Annotated in this window: 15 protein-coding genes; 6 read left to right on the forward strand and 9 right to left on the reverse strand. The window is 73.7% G+C overall.

The features are described 5' to 3' along the window. Positions 1 to 85 precede the first annotated feature (85 nt). Positions 86 to 1,315, reverse strand: coding sequence for an APC family permease (locus tag OIE69_RS22305; protein WP_326574885.1), 1,230 nt, complete (start codon positions 1,313 to 1,315; stop codon positions 86 to 88). 151 nt (positions 1,316 to 1,466) lie between these two features. On the opposite strand from OIE69_RS22305, the gene OIE69_RS22310 reads away from it, so the two are divergent. After that, the gene (locus OIE69_RS22310; protein WP_326574887.1) at positions 1,467 to 2,366 is read left to right on the forward strand and encodes an alpha/beta fold hydrolase; all 900 of its coding nucleotides are present in this window, start codon (positions 1,467 to 1,469) and stop codon (positions 2,364 to 2,366) included. A 123-nt stretch (positions 2,367 to 2,489) separates the two neighbouring features. On the opposite strand, the gene OIE69_RS22315 is transcribed toward OIE69_RS22310, so the two are convergent. Both OIE69_RS22315 and OIE69_RS22320 read right to left on the reverse strand, forming a co-directional pair. Beyond that, positions 2,490 to 3,518: a rod shape-determining protein gene (locus OIE69_RS22315; protein ID WP_089222555.1), complete on the reverse strand. Its 1,029-nt coding sequence runs from the start codon at positions 3,516 to 3,518 to the stop codon at positions 2,490 to 2,492. Between the two features lie 116 nt (positions 3,519 to 3,634). Continuing rightward, entirely contained in the window at positions 3,635 to 5,323 is a 1,689-nt protein-coding gene (locus tag OIE69_RS22320; RefSeq protein WP_326574891.1) for a SpoIIE family protein phosphatase, read from the reverse strand. Between the two features lie 157 nt (positions 5,324 to 5,480). On the opposite strand from OIE69_RS22320, the gene OIE69_RS22325 reads away from it, so the two are divergent. Then, the gene (locus OIE69_RS22325) at positions 5,481 to 6,539 is read left to right on the forward strand and encodes a M23 family metallopeptidase (RefSeq protein WP_326574893.1); all 1,059 of its coding nucleotides are present in this window, start codon (positions 5,481 to 5,483) and stop codon (positions 6,537 to 6,539) included. Between the two features lie 44 nt (positions 6,540 to 6,583). Here OIE69_RS22325 and OIE69_RS22330 read toward each other — a convergent pair whose 3' ends face one another. From OIE69_RS22330 to leuE, 3 genes are read right to left on the reverse strand one after another with little or no spacing between them, the layout of a single operon-like run. Beyond that, positions 6,584 to 7,588, reverse strand: coding sequence for a cation diffusion facilitator family transporter (locus OIE69_RS22330; RefSeq protein WP_326574895.1), 1,005 nt, complete (start codon positions 7,586 to 7,588; stop codon positions 6,584 to 6,586). Positions 7,589 to 7,616: 28 nt separating this feature from the next. Beyond that, entirely contained in the window at positions 7,617 to 9,071 is a 1,455-nt protein-coding gene (locus OIE69_RS22335) for a glutamate decarboxylase (RefSeq protein WP_326574897.1), read from the reverse strand. A gap of 60 nt (positions 9,072 to 9,131) precedes the next feature. After that, positions 9,132 to 9,791: a leucine efflux protein LeuE gene (leuE, locus tag OIE69_RS22340; protein WP_326574899.1), complete on the reverse strand. Its 660-nt coding sequence runs from the start codon at positions 9,789 to 9,791 to the stop codon at positions 9,132 to 9,134. Positions 9,792 to 9,845: 54 nt separating this feature from the next. Here leuE and OIE69_RS22345 point away from each other — a divergent pair, with 54 nt between their 5' ends. Further along, positions 9,846 to 10,619, forward strand: a complete 774-nt coding sequence (locus tag OIE69_RS22345) for a MerR family transcriptional regulator (RefSeq protein WP_326574901.1) — start codon at positions 9,846 to 9,848, stop codon at positions 10,617 to 10,619. Here the strand turns inward: OIE69_RS22345 and OIE69_RS22350 are convergent. Together OIE69_RS22350 and OIE69_RS22355 are read right to left on the reverse strand one after the other, a co-directional pair. Further along, the gene (locus OIE69_RS22350) at positions 10,600 to 10,971 is read right to left on the reverse strand and encodes a YbjQ family protein (RefSeq protein WP_326574903.1); all 372 of its coding nucleotides are present in this window, start codon (positions 10,969 to 10,971) and stop codon (positions 10,600 to 10,602) included. The two genes, OIE69_RS22345 and OIE69_RS22350, sit on opposite strands and share 20 nt — an antisense overlap. 39 nt (positions 10,972 to 11,010) lie before the next feature. After that, entirely contained in the window at positions 11,011 to 12,360 is a 1,350-nt protein-coding gene (locus tag OIE69_RS22355) for an ABC transporter ATP-binding protein (protein WP_326574905.1), read from the reverse strand. A gap of 139 nt (positions 12,361 to 12,499) precedes the next feature. Here OIE69_RS22355 and OIE69_RS22360 point away from each other — a divergent pair, with 139 nt between their 5' ends. The 3 genes from OIE69_RS22360 to OIE69_RS22370 all read left to right on the forward strand — a co-directional run bounded on the left by OIE69_RS22360 (position 12,500) and on the right by OIE69_RS22370 (position 16,522). Next, on the forward strand, positions 12,500 to 13,228 hold the full coding sequence (locus tag OIE69_RS22360; protein WP_326574908.1) for a DedA family protein: 729 nt from the start codon (positions 12,500 to 12,502) through the stop codon (positions 13,226 to 13,228). A gap of 116 nt (positions 13,229 to 13,344) precedes the next feature. After that, positions 13,345 to 14,949 (forward strand): threonine/serine exporter family protein, encoded by a 1,605-nt coding sequence (locus OIE69_RS22365; protein ID WP_326574910.1) that lies wholly within the window; start codon positions 13,345 to 13,347, stop codon positions 14,947 to 14,949. Between the two features lie 163 nt (positions 14,950 to 15,112). Continuing rightward, complete coding sequence (locus tag OIE69_RS22370; protein ID WP_326574912.1) at positions 15,113 to 16,522, forward strand: wax ester/triacylglycerol synthase family O-acyltransferase; 1,410 nt, start codon at positions 15,113 to 15,115, stop codon at positions 16,520 to 16,522. A gap of 75 nt (positions 16,523 to 16,597) precedes the next feature. Here the strand turns inward: OIE69_RS22370 and OIE69_RS22375 are convergent, their stop codons facing one another. Beyond that, on the reverse strand, positions 16,598 to 17,092 hold the full coding sequence (locus OIE69_RS22375) for an inorganic diphosphatase (protein WP_018558507.1): 495 nt from the start codon (positions 17,090 to 17,092) through the stop codon (positions 16,598 to 16,600). Positions 17,093 to 17,213 lie beyond the last annotated feature (121 nt).

Genomic DNA, 17,213 nt, shown 5'->3' on the forward strand with positions numbered 1-17,213 from the left:
CCCGCGGGCGGGTGGCATCGGGGCCGTTGCGGATGGATCTCAGTCGGGCAACACCCCGTCGCCCGGGCGCCCGGGCGACGGGGCGTCAGGCGCCCCGGGAGCCCCGGGAGCGTGCCGCGTACAGCGCCGCGCCGACGGCCAGGACGGCCGCGCCCGCGGCGACGGAGGTCCAGGGCAGGGCGAAGGCCAGGACGAGGCAGCCGAGCAGGCCGAGCGCGGGTACGGCGCGCCGGGCGCCGGGGCCGAGGGTCCAGGCGGAGGCGTTGGCGACGGCGTAGTAGGCGAGGACGCCGAAGGAGGAGAAGCCGATCGCGCCGCGCAGGTCGGCGGTGGCGGCGAGGACCGCGACGACCGCGCCGACGGCGAGTTCGGCGTGGTGCGGGACCCCGGAACGGGGGTGCACCGCGGCCAGGGTCCGCGGCAGGTGCCCGTCGCGGGCCATGGCCAGGGTGGTGCGGGAGACCCCGAGGATCAGCGCGAGCAGGGAGCCGACGGCGGCGACCGCCGCGCCCACCCGCATCAGCGGCGCGAGGCCGCCCGCGGCGTCGGCCAGGGGCGCGGCCGAGCCGGCGAGCCCCTGCGGGCCCAGCACCGCGAGCAGGGCGACCGCGACGGCCGCGTAGACGACCAGCGTGATGCCGAGGGCGAGCGGGATCGCGCGGGGGATGGTGCGTGCCGGGTCCCTGACCTCCTCGCCGAGGGTGGCGATCCTGGCGTACCCGGCGAAGGCGAAGAACAGCAGGCCGGCCGCCTGCAGCGCCCCGCCCACGGTCGCGTCGGCGCCGATGTCCAGCCGGGCGGCGTCGGCGTCGCCGCCGGTGAACGCGGCGACCACGAAGGCCGTGAGCAGCGCGAGGACGACCGCGACGATGCCCCGGGTGAGCCAGGCCGCCTTCTGCACGCCGGCGTAGTTGACGGCGGTGAGCGCCACGACCGCGGCGACGCCGACCGCCCGCTGCTGCTCCGGCCAGACGTACGCGCCGATCGTCAGGGCCATCGCGCCGCAGGAGGCGGTCTTGCCGACGATGAAGGACCAGCCCGCCAGGTAGCCCCAGAACGGCCCGAGCCGCTCGCGCCCGTAGACGTAGGTCCCGCCCGAGGCGGGGTACAGCGCGGCGAGCCGGGCCGAGGACATGGCGTTGCAGTAGGCGACGGCGGCGGCGGCCGCCAGCCCGGCGAGCAGCCCGGACCCGGCGGCGCGGGCGGCCGGGGCGAAGGCGGCGAAGACCCCGGCGCCGATCATCGAGCCGAGCCCGATGACGGTGGCGTCGAAGACGCCGAGCCGTCGCTGCAGTATCGCGTTCCCACCGGTCACGGCGGCAAAGGTATACCGTCCCGCTGCTAGACACCGCGTCAGCAAGCTGCCATCGTGGCCGCGGGGAACGGCGACGGAACGGTGGCGCGACGGCGAAGTGACGCCATGATGACCGAGTGGCGGCGCGGCGAGGCGAAGAAGGGCGGCTCACATGGCGCAGCGCTGGGTCACGGCCTCCGACGGGGTGCGGCTGGCGGTGTACGAGCAGGGGGACCGGGCCGGGCCCACGGTGCTGTGCGTGCACGGCTTCCCCGACGACCACGGGGTGTGGGACGGCGTCGCAGGGCGCCTGGCCGCCCGCGGCCTCCACGTCGTGTCGTACGACGTGCGCGGCTCGGGCGCCTCGGACAAGCCGCGCCGCACCCGCGCCTACCGGCTGCCGCAGCTCGCCGCCGACACCACCGCCGTCGCCGACGCGGTCAGCCCGGGAGCCCCGGTCCACCTGCTCACCCACGACTGGGGGTCGGTACAGAGCTGGCACACCGTCAGCACACCGGAACTCGCCCACCGCTACGCCTCGATCACCTCGATCTCCGGACCCGACCTCGACCACACCGGCCGCTGGTACCGCGCCCAGCTGCGCCGCCCGTCTCCGGCCCGTCTGCTCAAGCTCGCCAAGCAGTCGCTGGCCTCGCAGTACGTCGGCTTCTTCCATCTGACGGGGATCGCCGAACTCGCCTGCCGCGGCGGCCTCCTGGACGGCGTCATCGCGACCCTGCGCCGCCTGGAGACCGGCGAGGCCCCCGCCGGTTACGGCCCCGGGCTCGCCGCCCGCAACCGTGCCGGGCTCAGGCTCTACCGCGCCAACGTGCTGCCCCGCATGCTCCGCCCCCGCGTCCGGCACGCCGCGCTCCCCGCGGTGGTGCTGGCCCCGTCCAAGGACGCTTTCGTCCTGCCGCCCTGGCAGACCGAGATCACCGACTGGGCCCCCGCCGCCGAGATCCACCACGTGGACGGCGGCCACTGGCTGCCCTCCCACCGCCCGGACCTCGTCGCCGGGCACGCCGCCCGCCTCGTCGAACGCGCCGAGAGGGAGAGGGCCGCGCCATGACCGCCGAGTCCGAGAGCCGGCCGCCGGCGGACCACTTCCACCGGCCCGGCCCGGACACCGCGGCGTTCTGGACACGGCTCGGCCGGGACGGGCAGGTGCTCCCCGTCCCGGCCGGCCGCGGGCCTACACGGACAGCGGGTCGAGCGGCGTCGGGACGGGGTGGCCCTCCATCATGGCGCCCAGCCCGAGCACCGCGCAGACGTCGGGCCGGTCCGCGACCGTGACCGGCATCCCGGTGGCCTGACGGAGCATCATGTCCAGGCCCGGCAGCAGCGCGCTGCCGCCCGCCAGCATGACGCCGCGGTCGGTGAGGTCGGCCACCAGGTCCGGCGGGCACCTGCGGAGCACCTGGCCGATCCCGTCGACCAGCGTCGCCATGGGCATCCGGATCGCCTGCCGTACCGCCTCGGTGTCGACGCGGACCGTACGGGCGATCCCGCTGGCGACGTCGCGCCCCTGGACCTCGGCGCTGGGCGCGGTGGGCCCGGGCGCGGAGAGGGTCTCGTGCAGCGACCGCACCGACTGGCTGGGCAGCAGCAGTTCGTGGGTGTTGCGCAGGTGCTGGACGACGGCGTGGTCGATCGCCTCGCCGCCCACCCCGATGGTCTCCGCGGCGACGATCGCGCCCATCGACATGACCGCGATCTGCGTGGTGCCGGCCCCGGCGAGCATGATCATCGTCGCTTCGGGCTGTTCGACCGGCAGTCCGCACCCGATGGCGGCCGCGATGACGGAGTCGACGAGCTCGACCCGGCGCGAACCGAGGCCGTACAGCGTCTCGATGGCGGCCCGCTGAGCCAGCGGCCCGCTGCCGTTGGGGGTGCAGACGGCCGCCCGGAGCATCGGCTTGCGCCGCCAGGCCTTGCGGAGCTGACCGCCCAGCAGGTGACGGAGCATGCGCTGGGCCATCTCGATGTCGACGACCATCCCGGCCTGGATGGGGCGGACCACGCGGATGTGCTCCGGCGTGCGGCCGGTCATCTTCTCGGCGAGCGAGCCGACCGCGATGAGGGCACCGCTGTGCGCGTTGACGGCGGCCACGCTGGGCTCGTCCACGACGAGTCCCTGGTGCTTGAGGTAGACACGGGTGCGAGACGCCCCCAGGTCGACGGCAACGGAGCAACGACGCAGATGCGCCAGACTGACGGTCACGGCAGATCCTCCCCGAGGGGCCGGTTCCCGGGAACGCCCCTGCGGCGGCCCGTCTGATCATCGTGCGGGCGCAAGTCGAGATCGGCCTCTTGTGATACTCCGAGCGGTTGATCCGTTCATCGGACGATCCGTGCGGCAAGGACCGCGATGTCGTCGTCCGCCGGCTCCACGACCAGCAGGGACAGGACCCGGTCGACCAGTCCGCCCAGATCACCGTCGGAGTGCAGACGCAACCCGGCGAGCCGGTCGAGCGAGGCGTCGATGTCCTCCCCGCGCCGCTCCACGAGACCGTCCGTGTACAGCAGCAGGACGTCACCGGGCCGGCAGGAGGCCGACACGGCCTCGTAGCCCCCGTGGCCCGTGCCCAGCGGCGGGCCGACCGGTACGTCGACGATGCGGACCGTGCCGTCCGGCCGGATGACCGCGGGCGGCAGGTGACCGGCGCTGGAGAACGTGCACGTGTTGCGCGCCGGGTCGACGAGGGCCAGCAGGCAGCTCGCCGGACGGCCCGACTCCGTCTCCGAGATGAGGGCGTCCAGCCTGCGCAGGATGCGGTGCGGCGGGAGGTCGGCCGCGGCCACGAAGCGCAGCATGGAGCGGTACTGGCTCATGTCGACCGAGGCCTCCACCCCGTGCCCCATGACGTCGCCCATGGCCAGGAGGGTGCGCCCGTAGGACAGCCGCACGGTGTCGTACCAGTCGCCGCCCACCAGTGCGGTGCTGCCGGCCGGCTGGTAGCGGAACGCGGCCTCCACGGAGGGGTGCGGGGAGCCCGGCTCGGACATCAGGGCGCGCTGCAACTCCAGGGCGATGCCGTGCTCGTGCGTGTAGCGGCGGGCGTTGTCGAGGTAGATCGCGGCCCGCCGGACGACGTCCTGGACGGTCTCGGTGTCCCGCTCGGTGAACCCCGGGGACTCGCCGCAGCGGACCAGGGTCACCGTGCCGATGGGCTCGCCGCGCGCCGCGAGCGGCACGACGAGCGCCGAGTGGATGCCCACCGAGCGGAAGGCGGCCATCCGTTCGCGGGCCGACCCGCCGTGGCCCAGGGCGTCGTCGTCGAAGAGGTTCTGCACCACGGGGCTGCCGGACTGCAGGCAGCGCGGGATGGTCGTGCCCGACGGGTACTCGACGTACTCCCCGGGCTCGCCGAAGGCCTTGACCTGCTCGCGCAGGTTGGGCAGCGCGGCCATGGCGGCCCGGCGCAGCCGCAGCACGCCGCGGTTGTACGGGGTGGAGCGCTCGGTGGGGAAGACCTCGACGGTGGCGATGTCGGCGAGCAGCGGCACGAGGAACCCGGCGAGTTCGGCGCAGGTCTCGTCCATCTCCAGCGTGGTGCCGATGAAGGTGGCCGCGCGGTCGAGGATCGCCAGCCGTTCCCGGGCCCGCTCCAGCTCCTGCTGGTGCTGGCGGGAGGCGCTGACCTCCAGCATGATCCCGACCAGGCCCAGCACAGTGCCGTCCGCCGCGTCCAGCCGGTGGTACGCGCCCTGCCAGTAGCGCCGGCCCGGTTCGGACTCGGCGCGCGTGCGGCCGCTGGAGGGCACCTCGCGCGACTTGCCGTCGGACAGGACCTGGCGCAGCGCCTCCTCGCCGGCGTCGTCCAGGTCCGGCAGCACTTCGGTGATCCGGCGGCCCACGTGGGCGTCGGCGGGCAGGCCGTTCATCCGGGCGAGGGCGGGATTGACGTAGACGTAGCGCAGCTGCGGGTCGTAGATGCCGACGCCCGCAGGGGTGCCGTCCAGCACCTGCCGCAGGACCGCGTGGTCCAGCGGTGACCAGTTGCCGAGGTCACCGTCACCGCTCACCCGGTCACCCTCCTGTCCGCCGAGTGCGCCCGTTCCCATGATCGGGCGGTCCCCGGCCGGGCGCACGCCCGGATGCGGTCACCCCGCCGGGTGGCCCGGGGGCCGGCGGGGCGTGTCGTCCGGGCGCCGCGGTGACCGGGCCCGAAAGGATCGGGCGATGCGATGGAGGACGGCGGCCGTGGCCCTCTGCCTGCTGCTGACCGCCTCGCCGGCGGTGGCCGGCGAGCGCCCCGAGCCGCGCCCCGGCCCGCCGGCCCGGGTGGAGCGGCTGTACGCGCAGGCGGCCCGTGCGGTGCAGGCGTACGAGGACGCGGAGCGGGCGGTCCGCCGCAAGCGCGCCGACCTGCGGCTGCTGCACCGGGCCGCGGCGGTGGAGCGGCGCCGGCTGGACGTGCTGCGGGACCGGATCGGGGCGATGGCGCGCAGCGAGTACCGCAACGGGGGGCTGGGGCCGTCGGCGCGGCTGCTGCTGACCGGGCGGCCCGACCGGCTGCTGGAGGGCGCGACGCTGGCCCGGCAGGGCGACCACGCGCAGGCGGCGCTGCTGGCCGAGCGGATGCTGGCCGAGCGCCGGCTGGCGGCGGACACCCTGGCCGTGGACCGGACGCTGGCGGTGCTGGCCCGCGAGGCGCACCGCAAGGACGCGCTGCGACGGGGCATCGAGGCGCGGCTGCTGCGCGCCCGGGCCCGGCTGTCCGCCCGGGACCTGGCGCTCATGGCCCACGAGGGCCTCTCGGCGGACTGCCCCCGCGACCTGTCCCCGGCCCGGCCCAGGTCGTCCGCCGCCGCCCACCGCCCGGGCGCCCCGCACTGGGTGCGCCCGGTGGCGCACTACACGCTCACCGCCCGCTACGACGCCTCCGGCGCGCACTGGGCGCACCGCCACACCGGCCAGGACTTCGCGGTGCCGCCGGGCACCCCGGTCCGCGCGGTGGGCGACGGCACGGTGGTGGTGGCCGCGTGCGGTGACGGCTTCGGCAACCAGATCGTCGTCCGGCACGACGACGGCTACTGCACGCACTACGCCCATCTGTCCGTCCTGGAGGTCGCCCCCGGGCAGCGGGTCCGCGCGGGCGAGCGGATCGGCGGGTCCGGCAACTCCGGCAACTCCACCGGCCCGCACCTGCACTTCGAGGTCCGCGTCACGCCCCAGATGGGCTCCTCGGTGGCACCGCTGCCCTGGCTGGCCCGGCACGGCGTGCGCGTCGGCCGCTGACCACCACGGGAGGCCCGCACCCCGGCTCCGGCCGGGCGACCGGGTCAACCCCCGCTCCCGCCCCCGCCCTTGCCCGCCTCGGCGCGCAGCGCCCGCCGCAGCCGGTGGGCCGCGCGGCGGTCCTCCTCGGAGGCGTCGGTGACGTCCAGGAAGATCTGGTCCAGTTCGGGGAACTCCCCGGCCAGCTCGCCCTTGATGCGGACCGCGGCCTCCTCCACGGTCTCGCTGTCGATGCCCTCGGTCAGGTCCACCCGGGCGGCCAGCAGCACCGAGTCGACCCCGAGGCGCATCGTCAGCAGCGCGGTGACCGTGTCGATCTCCGGCTGCCGCGTCAGCAGTTCGTGCGCCCGCTGCCGCAGCCGGGGGTCGGCGGCCTCGCCGATGAGGGTGTCCCGGCAGTCCTTGCCGAGCCGGTAGGCGACGTACATCAGCAGGACGGCGATCGCCAGGGACGCGTACGCCTCCCAGGTCCGGTCGCCGGTGGTCCAGTGCAGCACCACGCCGGTGAGCGCCAGCAGCACGCCGAACACCGCCGCGCTGTCCTCGCCGAGCACGGTGCGCAGGGTGGGGTCCTCGCCCTCGCGCAGTTCGGTGCGGAAGGGGCGGCCGTGTTCGCGGGCCCCGTCGCGCACCTGCAGCAGCGCCCTGACCAGCGAGGTCGCCTCGGCGAGCAGGGAGATCACCAGCACGGCCACGGCGATCAGGAAGGCTCGCGTCGTGTGCGGCTCGCTCTCGTGGAACGCGGACACGCCCTGGTAGAAGGAGAAGCAGCCGCCCATCACGAAGATGCCCACGGCGGCGAGCAGCGACCAGAACCAGCGCTCCTTGCCGTAGCCGAAGGGGTGCCGCGCGTCGGGCCTGCGCCGGCTGCGGCGCAGCGCGGCGAGCAGGAAGACCTCGTTGAGCGTGTCGGCCACCGAGTGCGCCGCCTCCGACAGCAGCGCCGGCGAGGTGGTGAGCAGCCCGCCGACCGCCTTCGCCACGGCGATCACCAGGTTCGCGGCGAGGGCGACGAAGACGGTGCCCCTGGTCTGCTTGTCCTTCCCCATGGGGAGCGTGTGCCCCGCGGGGCGCCGCTCAGTGGTGGAAGGCGGTGGGCGCCTCGCCGGGCGGGTGGAGCGGGTGATCCTGGGCGCGCAGCTGGGGGAGGTAGCGCTCCAGGTCGGCGAGGAAGAGGTCGGCGAGGTCCTCGGAGAAGCCGTTGCGGACGACGATGCGCAGCACCGCCAGGTCCTCGCGGTCGGCCGGATAGGTGTAGGCGGGCACCAGCCAGCCTCGCTCGCGCATCCGCCGGGAGACGTCGAAGACGTCGTACGCGGTGACGTGGTCGGCGGTGGTGAAGGCGAAGACCGGCAGCTGGTCGCCGCGGGTGATCAGCCGGAAGTCCCCGCACTCCTCGATTCGCGAGGAGAGGTAGGTGGCCACGTCCCGGGCGGTCTGCTGGACGACGCGGAAGCCGTCCCGGCCCAGCCGCAGGAAGGTGTAGTACTGGGCGACGACCTGGGCCCCCGGCCGGGAGAAGTTGAGGGCAAAGGTCGGCATGTCGCCGCCGAGGTAGTTGACCCGGAAGACCAGTTCCTCGGGGAGGGCGTCGGTGTCCCGCCACAGCGCCCAGCCGACGCCGGGGTAGACCAGCCCGTACTTGTGGCCGGAGGTGTTGATCGAGGCCACCCGGGGCAGCCGGAAGTCCCAGACCAGGTCCTCGTCGAGGAAGGGGGCGATCATGCCCCCGGAGGCCCCGTCGACGTGGACGGGGATGTCGAGCCCGGTGCGCTCCTGCAGGGCGTCGAGGGCGGCGCAGATCTCGGCCACGGGCTCGTAGGAGCCGTCGAAGGTCGAGCCGAGGACGGCCACCACCCCGATGGTGTTCTCGTCGCACATCGCGACGGCGGCGTCCGCGTCCAGGTGCAGCCGGTCGCCCTCCATCGGCATCAGGCGCGGCTCGACCTCCCAGAAGTTGCAGAACTTCTCCCAGCAGACCTGCACGTTGGCGCCCATGACCAGGTTGGGGCGGCCCCCGCCCGGGTGGCTGTCGCCGCCCCGCCTGGTCAGCCGGCGGGCGAGGGACGTACGGCCGCCACCGTCTCCGGCGCGCTTCATCCAGCGGCGCTTGAACGCCATGCCGGCGAGCATGCAGGCCTCGGAGGAGCCGGTGGTGGAGCAGCCGACGGCGCTCTCCGGATCGGGCGCGTGCCACAGGTCGGCGAGCATCGACACGCAGCGCCGCTCCAGTTCGGCGGTGCGCGGGTACTCGTCCTTGTCGATCATGTTCTTGTCGAGGCACTCGCCCATCAGCACCCCGGCCTCGGGCTCCATCCACGTGGTGACGAAGGTGGCCAGGTTGAGCCGGGCGTTGCCGTCGAGCATCAGCTCGTCGTGGACGAGCTGGTACGCCGTGGCCGGCGCCATCGGGCCGTCCGGCAGCCGGTGCTTCGGTGGCGCCGCGCGCATCCCGGCGACCGGGTCGGCCCCGGCGTAGAAGGGGTTCACGGCGAGCTTCGGCAGGCCCTCGGCACCTTTGTGCAGCGACATACCGTCACGATACGGGTGAATCCTGTCACCGGCAGGTCGGCGGCCGGCCGCCCGGGCCGGTCAGCCCGCCGAGGACATCGACAGCTTGGCCGCGAAGCCCAGGAAGAGCGCTGCCGCGCCCGAGGTCAGGCCCGCCGCGAGGCGCTTGCGGCGGCGGAACTGGCCGGCCAGATAGGTGCCGCCGAAGATCAGCAGCGTCAGGTAGCAGAAGCTGAAGACCTGCGCGATCGCGCCCAGCGCCAGGAAGGACAGCGCGGGATGGGCGTAGCCGGGGTCCACGAACTGAACGAAGAAGGAGATGAAGAAGAGGATCGCCTTGGGGTTGAGCAGGCTGATCACCAGCGCCCGCCGGAACGGCTGCTCGGCGTCCGCCACCTCGTCGGCCGCTGTCGCCATCGCCACCGGCTCCGCGCCCCGGGACCGCCACATGCTCCGGGCGGTCCGCGCCATGCCGAGGGCGATCCACGCCAGATAGCCGGCACCGGCGTACTTCACGATGCCGAAGAGCACGGCGTTGGCCGTGAGCAGTCCGGCCACGCCCGCCGCCGACGCGGTCATCAGGACGGTGTCGCCGAGGAAGACGCCCAGGGCCGCGCGGTACGCCGTCCGGACGCCGCGGCGCGCCGCGACGGAGAGCGTGTACAGCGAGTTCGGCCCGGGCAGCAGCACGATCAGGACGGTGCCCAGCACGTACGTCGGCAGGTCGGTGATTCCCAGCATGCGCACCAATATGGCACTTGCACCTCACGTGGCGTGAGGCCGGAGGGTGTGGTCATGAACACGAGCGCGGGCTACCCGGTCGGGCAGGTGGCGGCTTTCGCCGGCGTGACCGTCCGCACGCTGCACCACTACGACGAGATCGGACTGCTCTCGCCCAGCGCCCGCAGCCACGCGGGCCACCGGCGCTACAGCGACTCCGACCTCGACCGGCTGCAGCAGATCCTCTTCTACCGGGAGCTCGGCTTCCCCCTGGAACAGGTCGCGGCCCTCCTCGACGACCCGGACGCGGATCCGCGGGAGCACCTGCGGCGCCAGCACGAGCTGCTGACCGCGCGCATCGGGAAGCTGACGGAGATGGCCGACGCCGTCCAACGAGCCATGGAGGCACGCACGATGGGCATCAACCTCACGCCCGAGGAGAAGTTCGAGGTCTTCGGGGACTACGACCCCGACCGGCACGCCGAGGAGACCCGGGAACGCTGGGGCAACACCGACGCGTACGAGCAGTCGCAGCGCCGGGCCGCCTCCTACACCAAGGAGGACTGGCTGCGGATCAAGGCCGAGCAGGAGGACTGGGGCGCCCGGCTGGTGGCGCTCCGCGAGTCCGGCGCCCCGGCGGACGGCGAGGCCGCGATGGACCTGGCCGAGGAGCACCGGCGGTTCATCGTGGACCACTACTACGACTGCACGTACGAGATCCACACCGGGCTCGCCGAGATGTACCTGGCCGACCCGCGCTTCAACGCCTTCTACGAGTCGATCGCGCCGGGCACCGCCCGCTACGTCCACGACGCGATCGTCGCCAACGCTAGGCGTGCCGGGGCGTGATCACCGCGGCCGTGCCGTAGGCGCACACCTCGGTGCCGGCGTCGGCGGCCTCGCTGACGTCGAAGCGCATCATCAGCACCGCGTTGGCGCCGCGCGACTGCGCCTGCTCCACGAGCCGCTCCATCGCCTGGGTGCGGGTCTGGGCCAGGGTCTTGGTGAGTCCCTTCAGCTCGCCGCCGACCAGGGACTTCAGGCCCGCGCCGATCTGGCTGCCCAGATGGCGGGAGCGCACGGTGAGGCCGAAGACCTCGCCGATCACCCGCTCGATCCGGTAGCCCGGCACGTCGTTCGTGGTGACCACCAGGACGGCGGACTGGGGCGACTGTCCGCCGCCGTACTCGTCGATACCCATACGGGCATCGTCGTCCCCCCGCCGCCGTCCCGCGCGCTCTCAGTACTCCAGGTGCGGTGCCTGCTCCGGGGCGGGGCAGATCCGGCGGCCCGTGTGGTCGAAGACGTACAGGTGGGCGAGGTCGACCAGCACCGGCACGTGCTGTCCGGCCCGGAGCCGCAGGTCAGGCCCGGTGCGGACGACCAGGTCACCGCTCCCGCCGGCGGGCCGCTCGGTCTCCGGCCGCGGTGCCGGCCGGTCCAGTACGGCCGTCCGGCCCTGGCCGGAGACCCGCGCGGCGGCCTTCTGCACCAGCCGGCCCAGGCCGGCGGTTCCGCCCTGCCGGGAGGCCGCCCGGGCGCGCTGCCGCGCGCTGCCCGGACGGGCGGACTCCAGTTCGGGCACGACGGCCGGGCGGGCGCCGGTGTCCAGGTGCACCAGCGACTCGTGGCCCTGGTACTCCACGTGCTCGACGACACCGCTGAGCACCACCTCGCCGGGCCGGGCGCCGCTCGGCCGGTCGATGCGCACGGCCTCCGAGCGCAGGCCGACGATGACCGGACGGCCCTGCTGGATGCGGAGCATCTGGTGGTCCCGGCTCAGCGGCCGGGGGAGGACGAGCCGCTGCCGTCCGAGGTCGATCCACATCCCGCCGTCCAGCGGGGCCACCACGGTCGCCTCCATGAGGTTGATCCGCGGGGTGCCGATGAAGGCGGCGACGAAGACGTTCTGCGGCAGGTGGTACGCCTCCCGCGGGGGGCTCACCTGCTGCAGCACGCCGTTGCGCATGATCGCCACACGGTCGCCCAGCGACATCGCCTCGGCCTGGTCGTGGGTGACGTACACGGTCGTCACGCCCATGCCGCGGGTCAGCCGGGCGATCTCGGCGCGCAGGTGCGAGCGGAGCTTGGCATCGAGGTTGGACAGCGGCTCGTCCATCAGGAAGACGGACGGGTGCCGCGAGATGGCCCGGCCCATCGCGACCCGCTGCCGCTCGCCGCCGGACAGCTGCGCCGGGTAGCGGTCGAGGATGTCCTCGATGCCGAGCGTGCGCGCGGTCTCGGCGACCCGGGGCCCGGTGTCCTGCCCGGGCATCTCGAAGCGCAGCGGGAAACCGATGTTCTCCCGGCTGGTCATGCTCGGGTAGAGGGCGAAGTTCTGGAAGACCATGGCCATCCTCCGGTCGCCCGGTGCCAGGTCGTTCGCGGGCTCGCCGTCCAGGAGCAGCTCACCGGAGGTGATGTCCTCCAGACCCGCGATCATGCGCAGCACCGTGGACTTGCCGCAGCCCGACGGGCCGAGCAGTACCAGGAACTCGCCGGGGGCGATGTCCAGTGAGAAACGCTCCACGGCGCGCACGCCGCGGCCGTAGGTCTTCGAAACGTCGTGCAGGGAGATGGCGCGAGTCATGTGGGTTCCGCCGGATCATGATGATTCAGGAGTGACGGGCGACTTGCGGTGTTGCACGGTAAAACGCTTGGGAGGACCGTAGCCGAGCGTTTCCGGGCTGGGAACGGTTCGGTCGCGACCACGTTGATACTTTTGGCGCGTGACGACTATCGCCCTGGGCCCGCAATGGCTCGACCCCGATTACCTCATCTCGTCAGCGGGCCTGATCGGCCTGCTGGCGATCGTCTTCGCCGAGTCGGGTCTGCTCATCGGCTTCTTCCTGCCGGGTGACTCCCTGCTCTTCACCGGCGGCCTGCTGGTCGCGGGCGGCAAGCTCGACTACCCGATCTGGTTGGTCTGCGTGCTGGTCGTGCTGGCGGCTGTCGCGGGCGACCAGGTGGGCTACCTCTTCGGCCGCAAGGTCGGCCCCTCGCTCTTCCGGCGTCCGGACTCCAAACTCTTCAAGCAGGAGAACGTCGAGAAGGCCCACGAGTTCTTCGAGCGGCACGGCGCCAAGTCGATCGTGCTCGCCCGCTTCGTGCCGATCGTGCGGACCTTCACCCCGATCATCGCCGGCGTCAGCCGCATGAACTACCGCGTCTTCGTGACGTACAACATCGTCGGCGGCGTGCTCTGGGGCGCCGGTGTCACCCTGCTCGGCTACTGGCTGGGCCAGATCGCGTTCGTCCACGAGCACATCGAGCTGATCCTCATCGCCATCGTGCTGCTCTCGGTCGTCCCGATCGCCATCGAGTTCCTGCGCGCCCGCGCGGCCTCCCGGAAGGCCGCGCCGCTGCCCGGGGCGCCCGAGTTCGAGGCCGACGACGAGGCCGGCCAGCCGCCGCTCCAGCGCGGCAACGGCGGGCGGCACCGCGCCAACCGCCGTTAGCCGACGGAGGGAGTGGGCAGTCGTTCCGCTGTGGCCGAGGGGGGAGGGTGCCCGCACCCTCCCCCCTCGGCACACCCGGCACCCGCCGGGCGATCACGCGCCGAAAGGAGGATTTCGTGGCGCAACCCAAGGAGCCCGAACAGCATGCGGGCGGCTCGGAGTTCACGCCGCCCCTGGGTGTGGAGCTGCCGAGGCCCGAAACGCAGGGCTCCGCCTTCGCCCGCCCCGGGACGCGGACCTCCTCGCAGCTGTCCCACCCGGCCTTCACGCCCCCCGAGGGCATCCCGGTCGTCAGCCTCTCCAAGGAGACCCCCTGGCCCGACCGGATGCGCACGATGCTGCGCATGCCCGTCGGCGAGCGCCCCGCCCCCGAGCAGCCCGCCCGGCCGCCCGAGGCGGAGGGCGGCCCACCGGTGCCGCGCGTGCTCGACCTGACGCTGCGCATCGGTGAGCTGCTGCTCGCCGGCGGCGAGGGCGCGGAGGACGTCGAGGCCGCGATGCTCGGCGTCGCCCACGCCTACGGGCTCGGACGGGTCGAGCCGACCGTGACGTTCACCCTGCTGGGCATCTCGTACCAGCCCTCGCTGGTGGACGCGCCGGTCACCGCCAACCGCACGGTGCGCCGCCGGGCCACCGACTACACCCGTCTCGCGGCCGTCTTCCGGCTGATCAACGACGTCACCGCGGCCGACCTCAGCCTGGAGGACGCCTACCGGCGGCTCGCCGGGATCCGCCGCAACCGGCACCCCTACCCGGGCTGGCTGCTGACCGCGGCGGCCGGGCTCCTCGCGGGCGCGGCGAGCATGCTGGTCGGCGGCGGCGGTCCGCTGGTGTTCGCGATCGCCGCGCTCGGCGCGATGCTGGGCGACCGGCTGGCCTGGCTGTGCGCGGGCCGCGGGCTGCCGGAGTTCTACCAGTTCGTCGCCGCGGCGATGCCCGCCGCCGTGATGGGGGTGCTGGTCGCCCGGTTCGGCCAGCACCTGCCCGGTACGAGCAGCCTGCAGGCCTCCGCGGTCATCACCGGTGGGCTCTTCGCGCTGATCCCGGGAAGGGCCCTGGTCGCGGCCGTCCAGGACGGCCTGACCGGCTTCTACATCACCGCCTCCGCGCGCCTGCTGGAGGTGATGTACCTCTTCACCGGCATCGTCGTCGGCGTGACGCTGATCCTCTACGCGGGGGTCAGCCTGGGCGCCGGACTCGACCCCGACCAGGCCTTCAGGGCCTACGAGAACCCGCCGGTGCAGCTGGTCGCCGCGATGGTGCTGAGCCTCGCCTTCGCCGTGCTGCTGCAGTGCGAGCGGGGGGTGCTGGCGATCGCCGCCCTCAACGGCGGCATCGCCTGGACGGTCTACGCGGCGCTGCACCAGGAGGGGATCGGCGTCGGCATGTCGCCGGTCGCGGCCACCGCAGTCGCCGCCGGCCTGGTGGGCCTCTTCGGCCAGGTGCTCTCCCGTTACCGCCACGCCTCCGCGCTGCCGTACGTCACGGCGGCCATCGGACCGCTGCTGCCGGGTTCCGCGACGTACTTCGGGCTCCTCGGGCTGACCCGCGGTCACCTGGACCAGGGATTCGCCTCGCTGACGAAGGCGGCGGCGCTGGCGCTCGCCGTGGCCATCGGGGTGAACCTGGGAGGCGAGATCGCGCGGCTGTTCATCAAGCTGCCCGGTGGCGCCGGCCAGGCACGACGCCGTGCGGCGGCCAAGCGCACCCGCGGTTTCTGAGCCTTCCGGACCCCGTCGCCCCGCCACCCGGCTGTCGCACGGGCAACCTGATGTTAACTGTCCGTATCGTGGTCGTAGTTGACTGTAATCGGTTTTAGGGGCTTCACTTCACCATCTGGAGTCCGTTCCGGGGCAAACCGCGACCTTTCGGAGGCATGAAGCCTTGGCTGACGAGCACCTGAGCCCGCTGGACCTCGCGTTCTGGAACCTGGACTCCCCGGGCCACCCCATGCACCTGGGCGCCGTGGCCGTCTTCGACCGCGACCCGGAACGCCCGGTCGACGCCGAGGGACTCGCCGCGCTGCTCACCGCCCGTGCCGAGGCCGTACCGCGGATGCGGCAGCGCGTGAAGGACGTCTGGTACGGCGTCGGCGGCGCCGCCTGGGCGGCCGACGAGCACTTCGACGCGCGGCACCACGTCCACGCCGTACGGCGGGCGGACGCCTGGGCCGCCGTCGCCGAACTGATGTCCCGCCCCATGGACCGCGACCGGCCGCCGTGGGAGGCCTACGTCATCGAGGGCGCCCCCGACGAGCCCTTCCGCGTCCTGGTCAAGCTGCACCACGCCCTCGCCGACGGGCTGCGCGCCGTGGAGTTCGGCGCCGCGCTGCTCGACCAGGGGGCCCGTACCCCGGCCCCTTCCCCCGCCCCGGATTCCGCCCCCGCCCCATCGGCCGCGGTGCCGCGGACCGGCGCCGAGGCGGCCGTACCGGCCCAGGTCCGGGGCCCCGGCCTCCACCTGCCCGCGTTGCCGCTGCCCGATCCCCGGCAGGTCGTCGCCTCCCTGCCGGACCGCGTGCGCGAGGCCGGGCGCGCTCTGGGCATCGGTTCGGCCGTGCTGCGCGCCTCCCTCGACCCCGGCGGGCCCGCCGCGCTGGGCGCGTCCTGGACGCCCGGCGGCGCCGAGCGACGCTTCGCCACCGCCTCCCTCGACGTCGACGACCTGCACCGGGTCCGCAAGACCAGCGGCGGCACCGTCAACGACGTCGTCATGGCCGTCGTGGCCGGCGCGCTGCGGCGGTGGATGGAGGCCCGCGGCGACGACCCGGCGGGCCCGGGGCCGCGCGCCCTGATCCCGGTGGCGCGCCGCCGCCGCAGGGGCGTGCGCGGCGGCCGGGGCAACCGCATCTCCGGCTATCTGCTGCGGCTGCCGGTCGGCGAGCCCGATCCGCTCGCCCGGCTGCGCGACGTGCGCGCGGGCATGGACCGTAACAAGGACGCCGGGCCCGACACCGGCCCGGGTGCCGTCGCGCTGCTGGCCGACAGCGTGCCGCCGCTCGCGCACCGCTTCGCCGCCCCGCTGCTCGCCGCCTCGGCGCGGCTGCTGTTCGACGTACTGGTGACCAACGTGCCGATGCTGGACGTGCCGCTCACCCTGGACGGCTGCCGCATGACGGAGCTCTACCCGATCGCCCCGCTCGCCCGCGGCCAGTCGCTGGCGGTCGCCTGTTCCACGTACCGCCGCCGGGTCCACATCGGGCTGCTCGCCGACGCGGAGTCGCTGCCGGACGCCGACACGCTCGCCGCCGCCCTGCACGGCGCGCTGGCCGAACTCCTCGACGCCTGCGGGTGAGGCCGCCGGACACGCGCGAGGGCGGCGCGCCCCGGCAGGGAGCGCGCCGCCCTCGTGGCGGTGGGAGCCGGCCGGTCAGTGACCGCCGTGCTCCTTCAGGCGCTTGTAGGACGCCTCGATCTCGGCCTCGGCCTCGCCGCGGCCCACCCAGTTGGCGCCCTCGACGGACTTGCCGGGCTCCAGGTCCTTGTAGACCTCGAAGAAGTGCTGGATCTCCAGGCGGTCGAACTCGGAGACGTGGTGAATGTCACGCAGGTGCTCGACCCGGGGGTCCGAGGCGGGCACGCACAGCAGCTTGTCGTCGCCGCCGGCCTCGTCCGTCATGCGGAACATGCCGATCGCGCGGCAGCGCACGATGACGCCGGGGAAGGTCGGCTCGTCGAGCAGCACCAGGGCGTCCAGCGGGTCGCCGTCCTCGCCCAGGGTGTTCTCCACGAAGCCGTAGTCGGCCGGGTAGACCGTCGAGGTGAACAGGTGCCGGTCCAGGCGGATACGACCGGTCTCGTGGTCCACCTCGTACTTGTTGCGGGAACCCTTCGGGATCTCGATCGTTACGTCGAACTCGAGCACAGCCTGTCCTCCATGATCAGCACATACTTCTGGTGATTAAGTGTCTCCCACGCTTGTGTGTGGTCGCGAAAGGGGCTGGTCCGGGGTGCCCGTTCCGAAGAACTGGCAGGTGGTGGCAGGC

It is taken from the genome of Actinacidiphila glaucinigra (assembly GCF_035918135.1).
Taxonomy (GTDB): Bacteria; Actinomycetota; Actinomycetes; order Streptomycetales; family Streptomycetaceae; genus Actinacidiphila; species Actinacidiphila glaucinigra.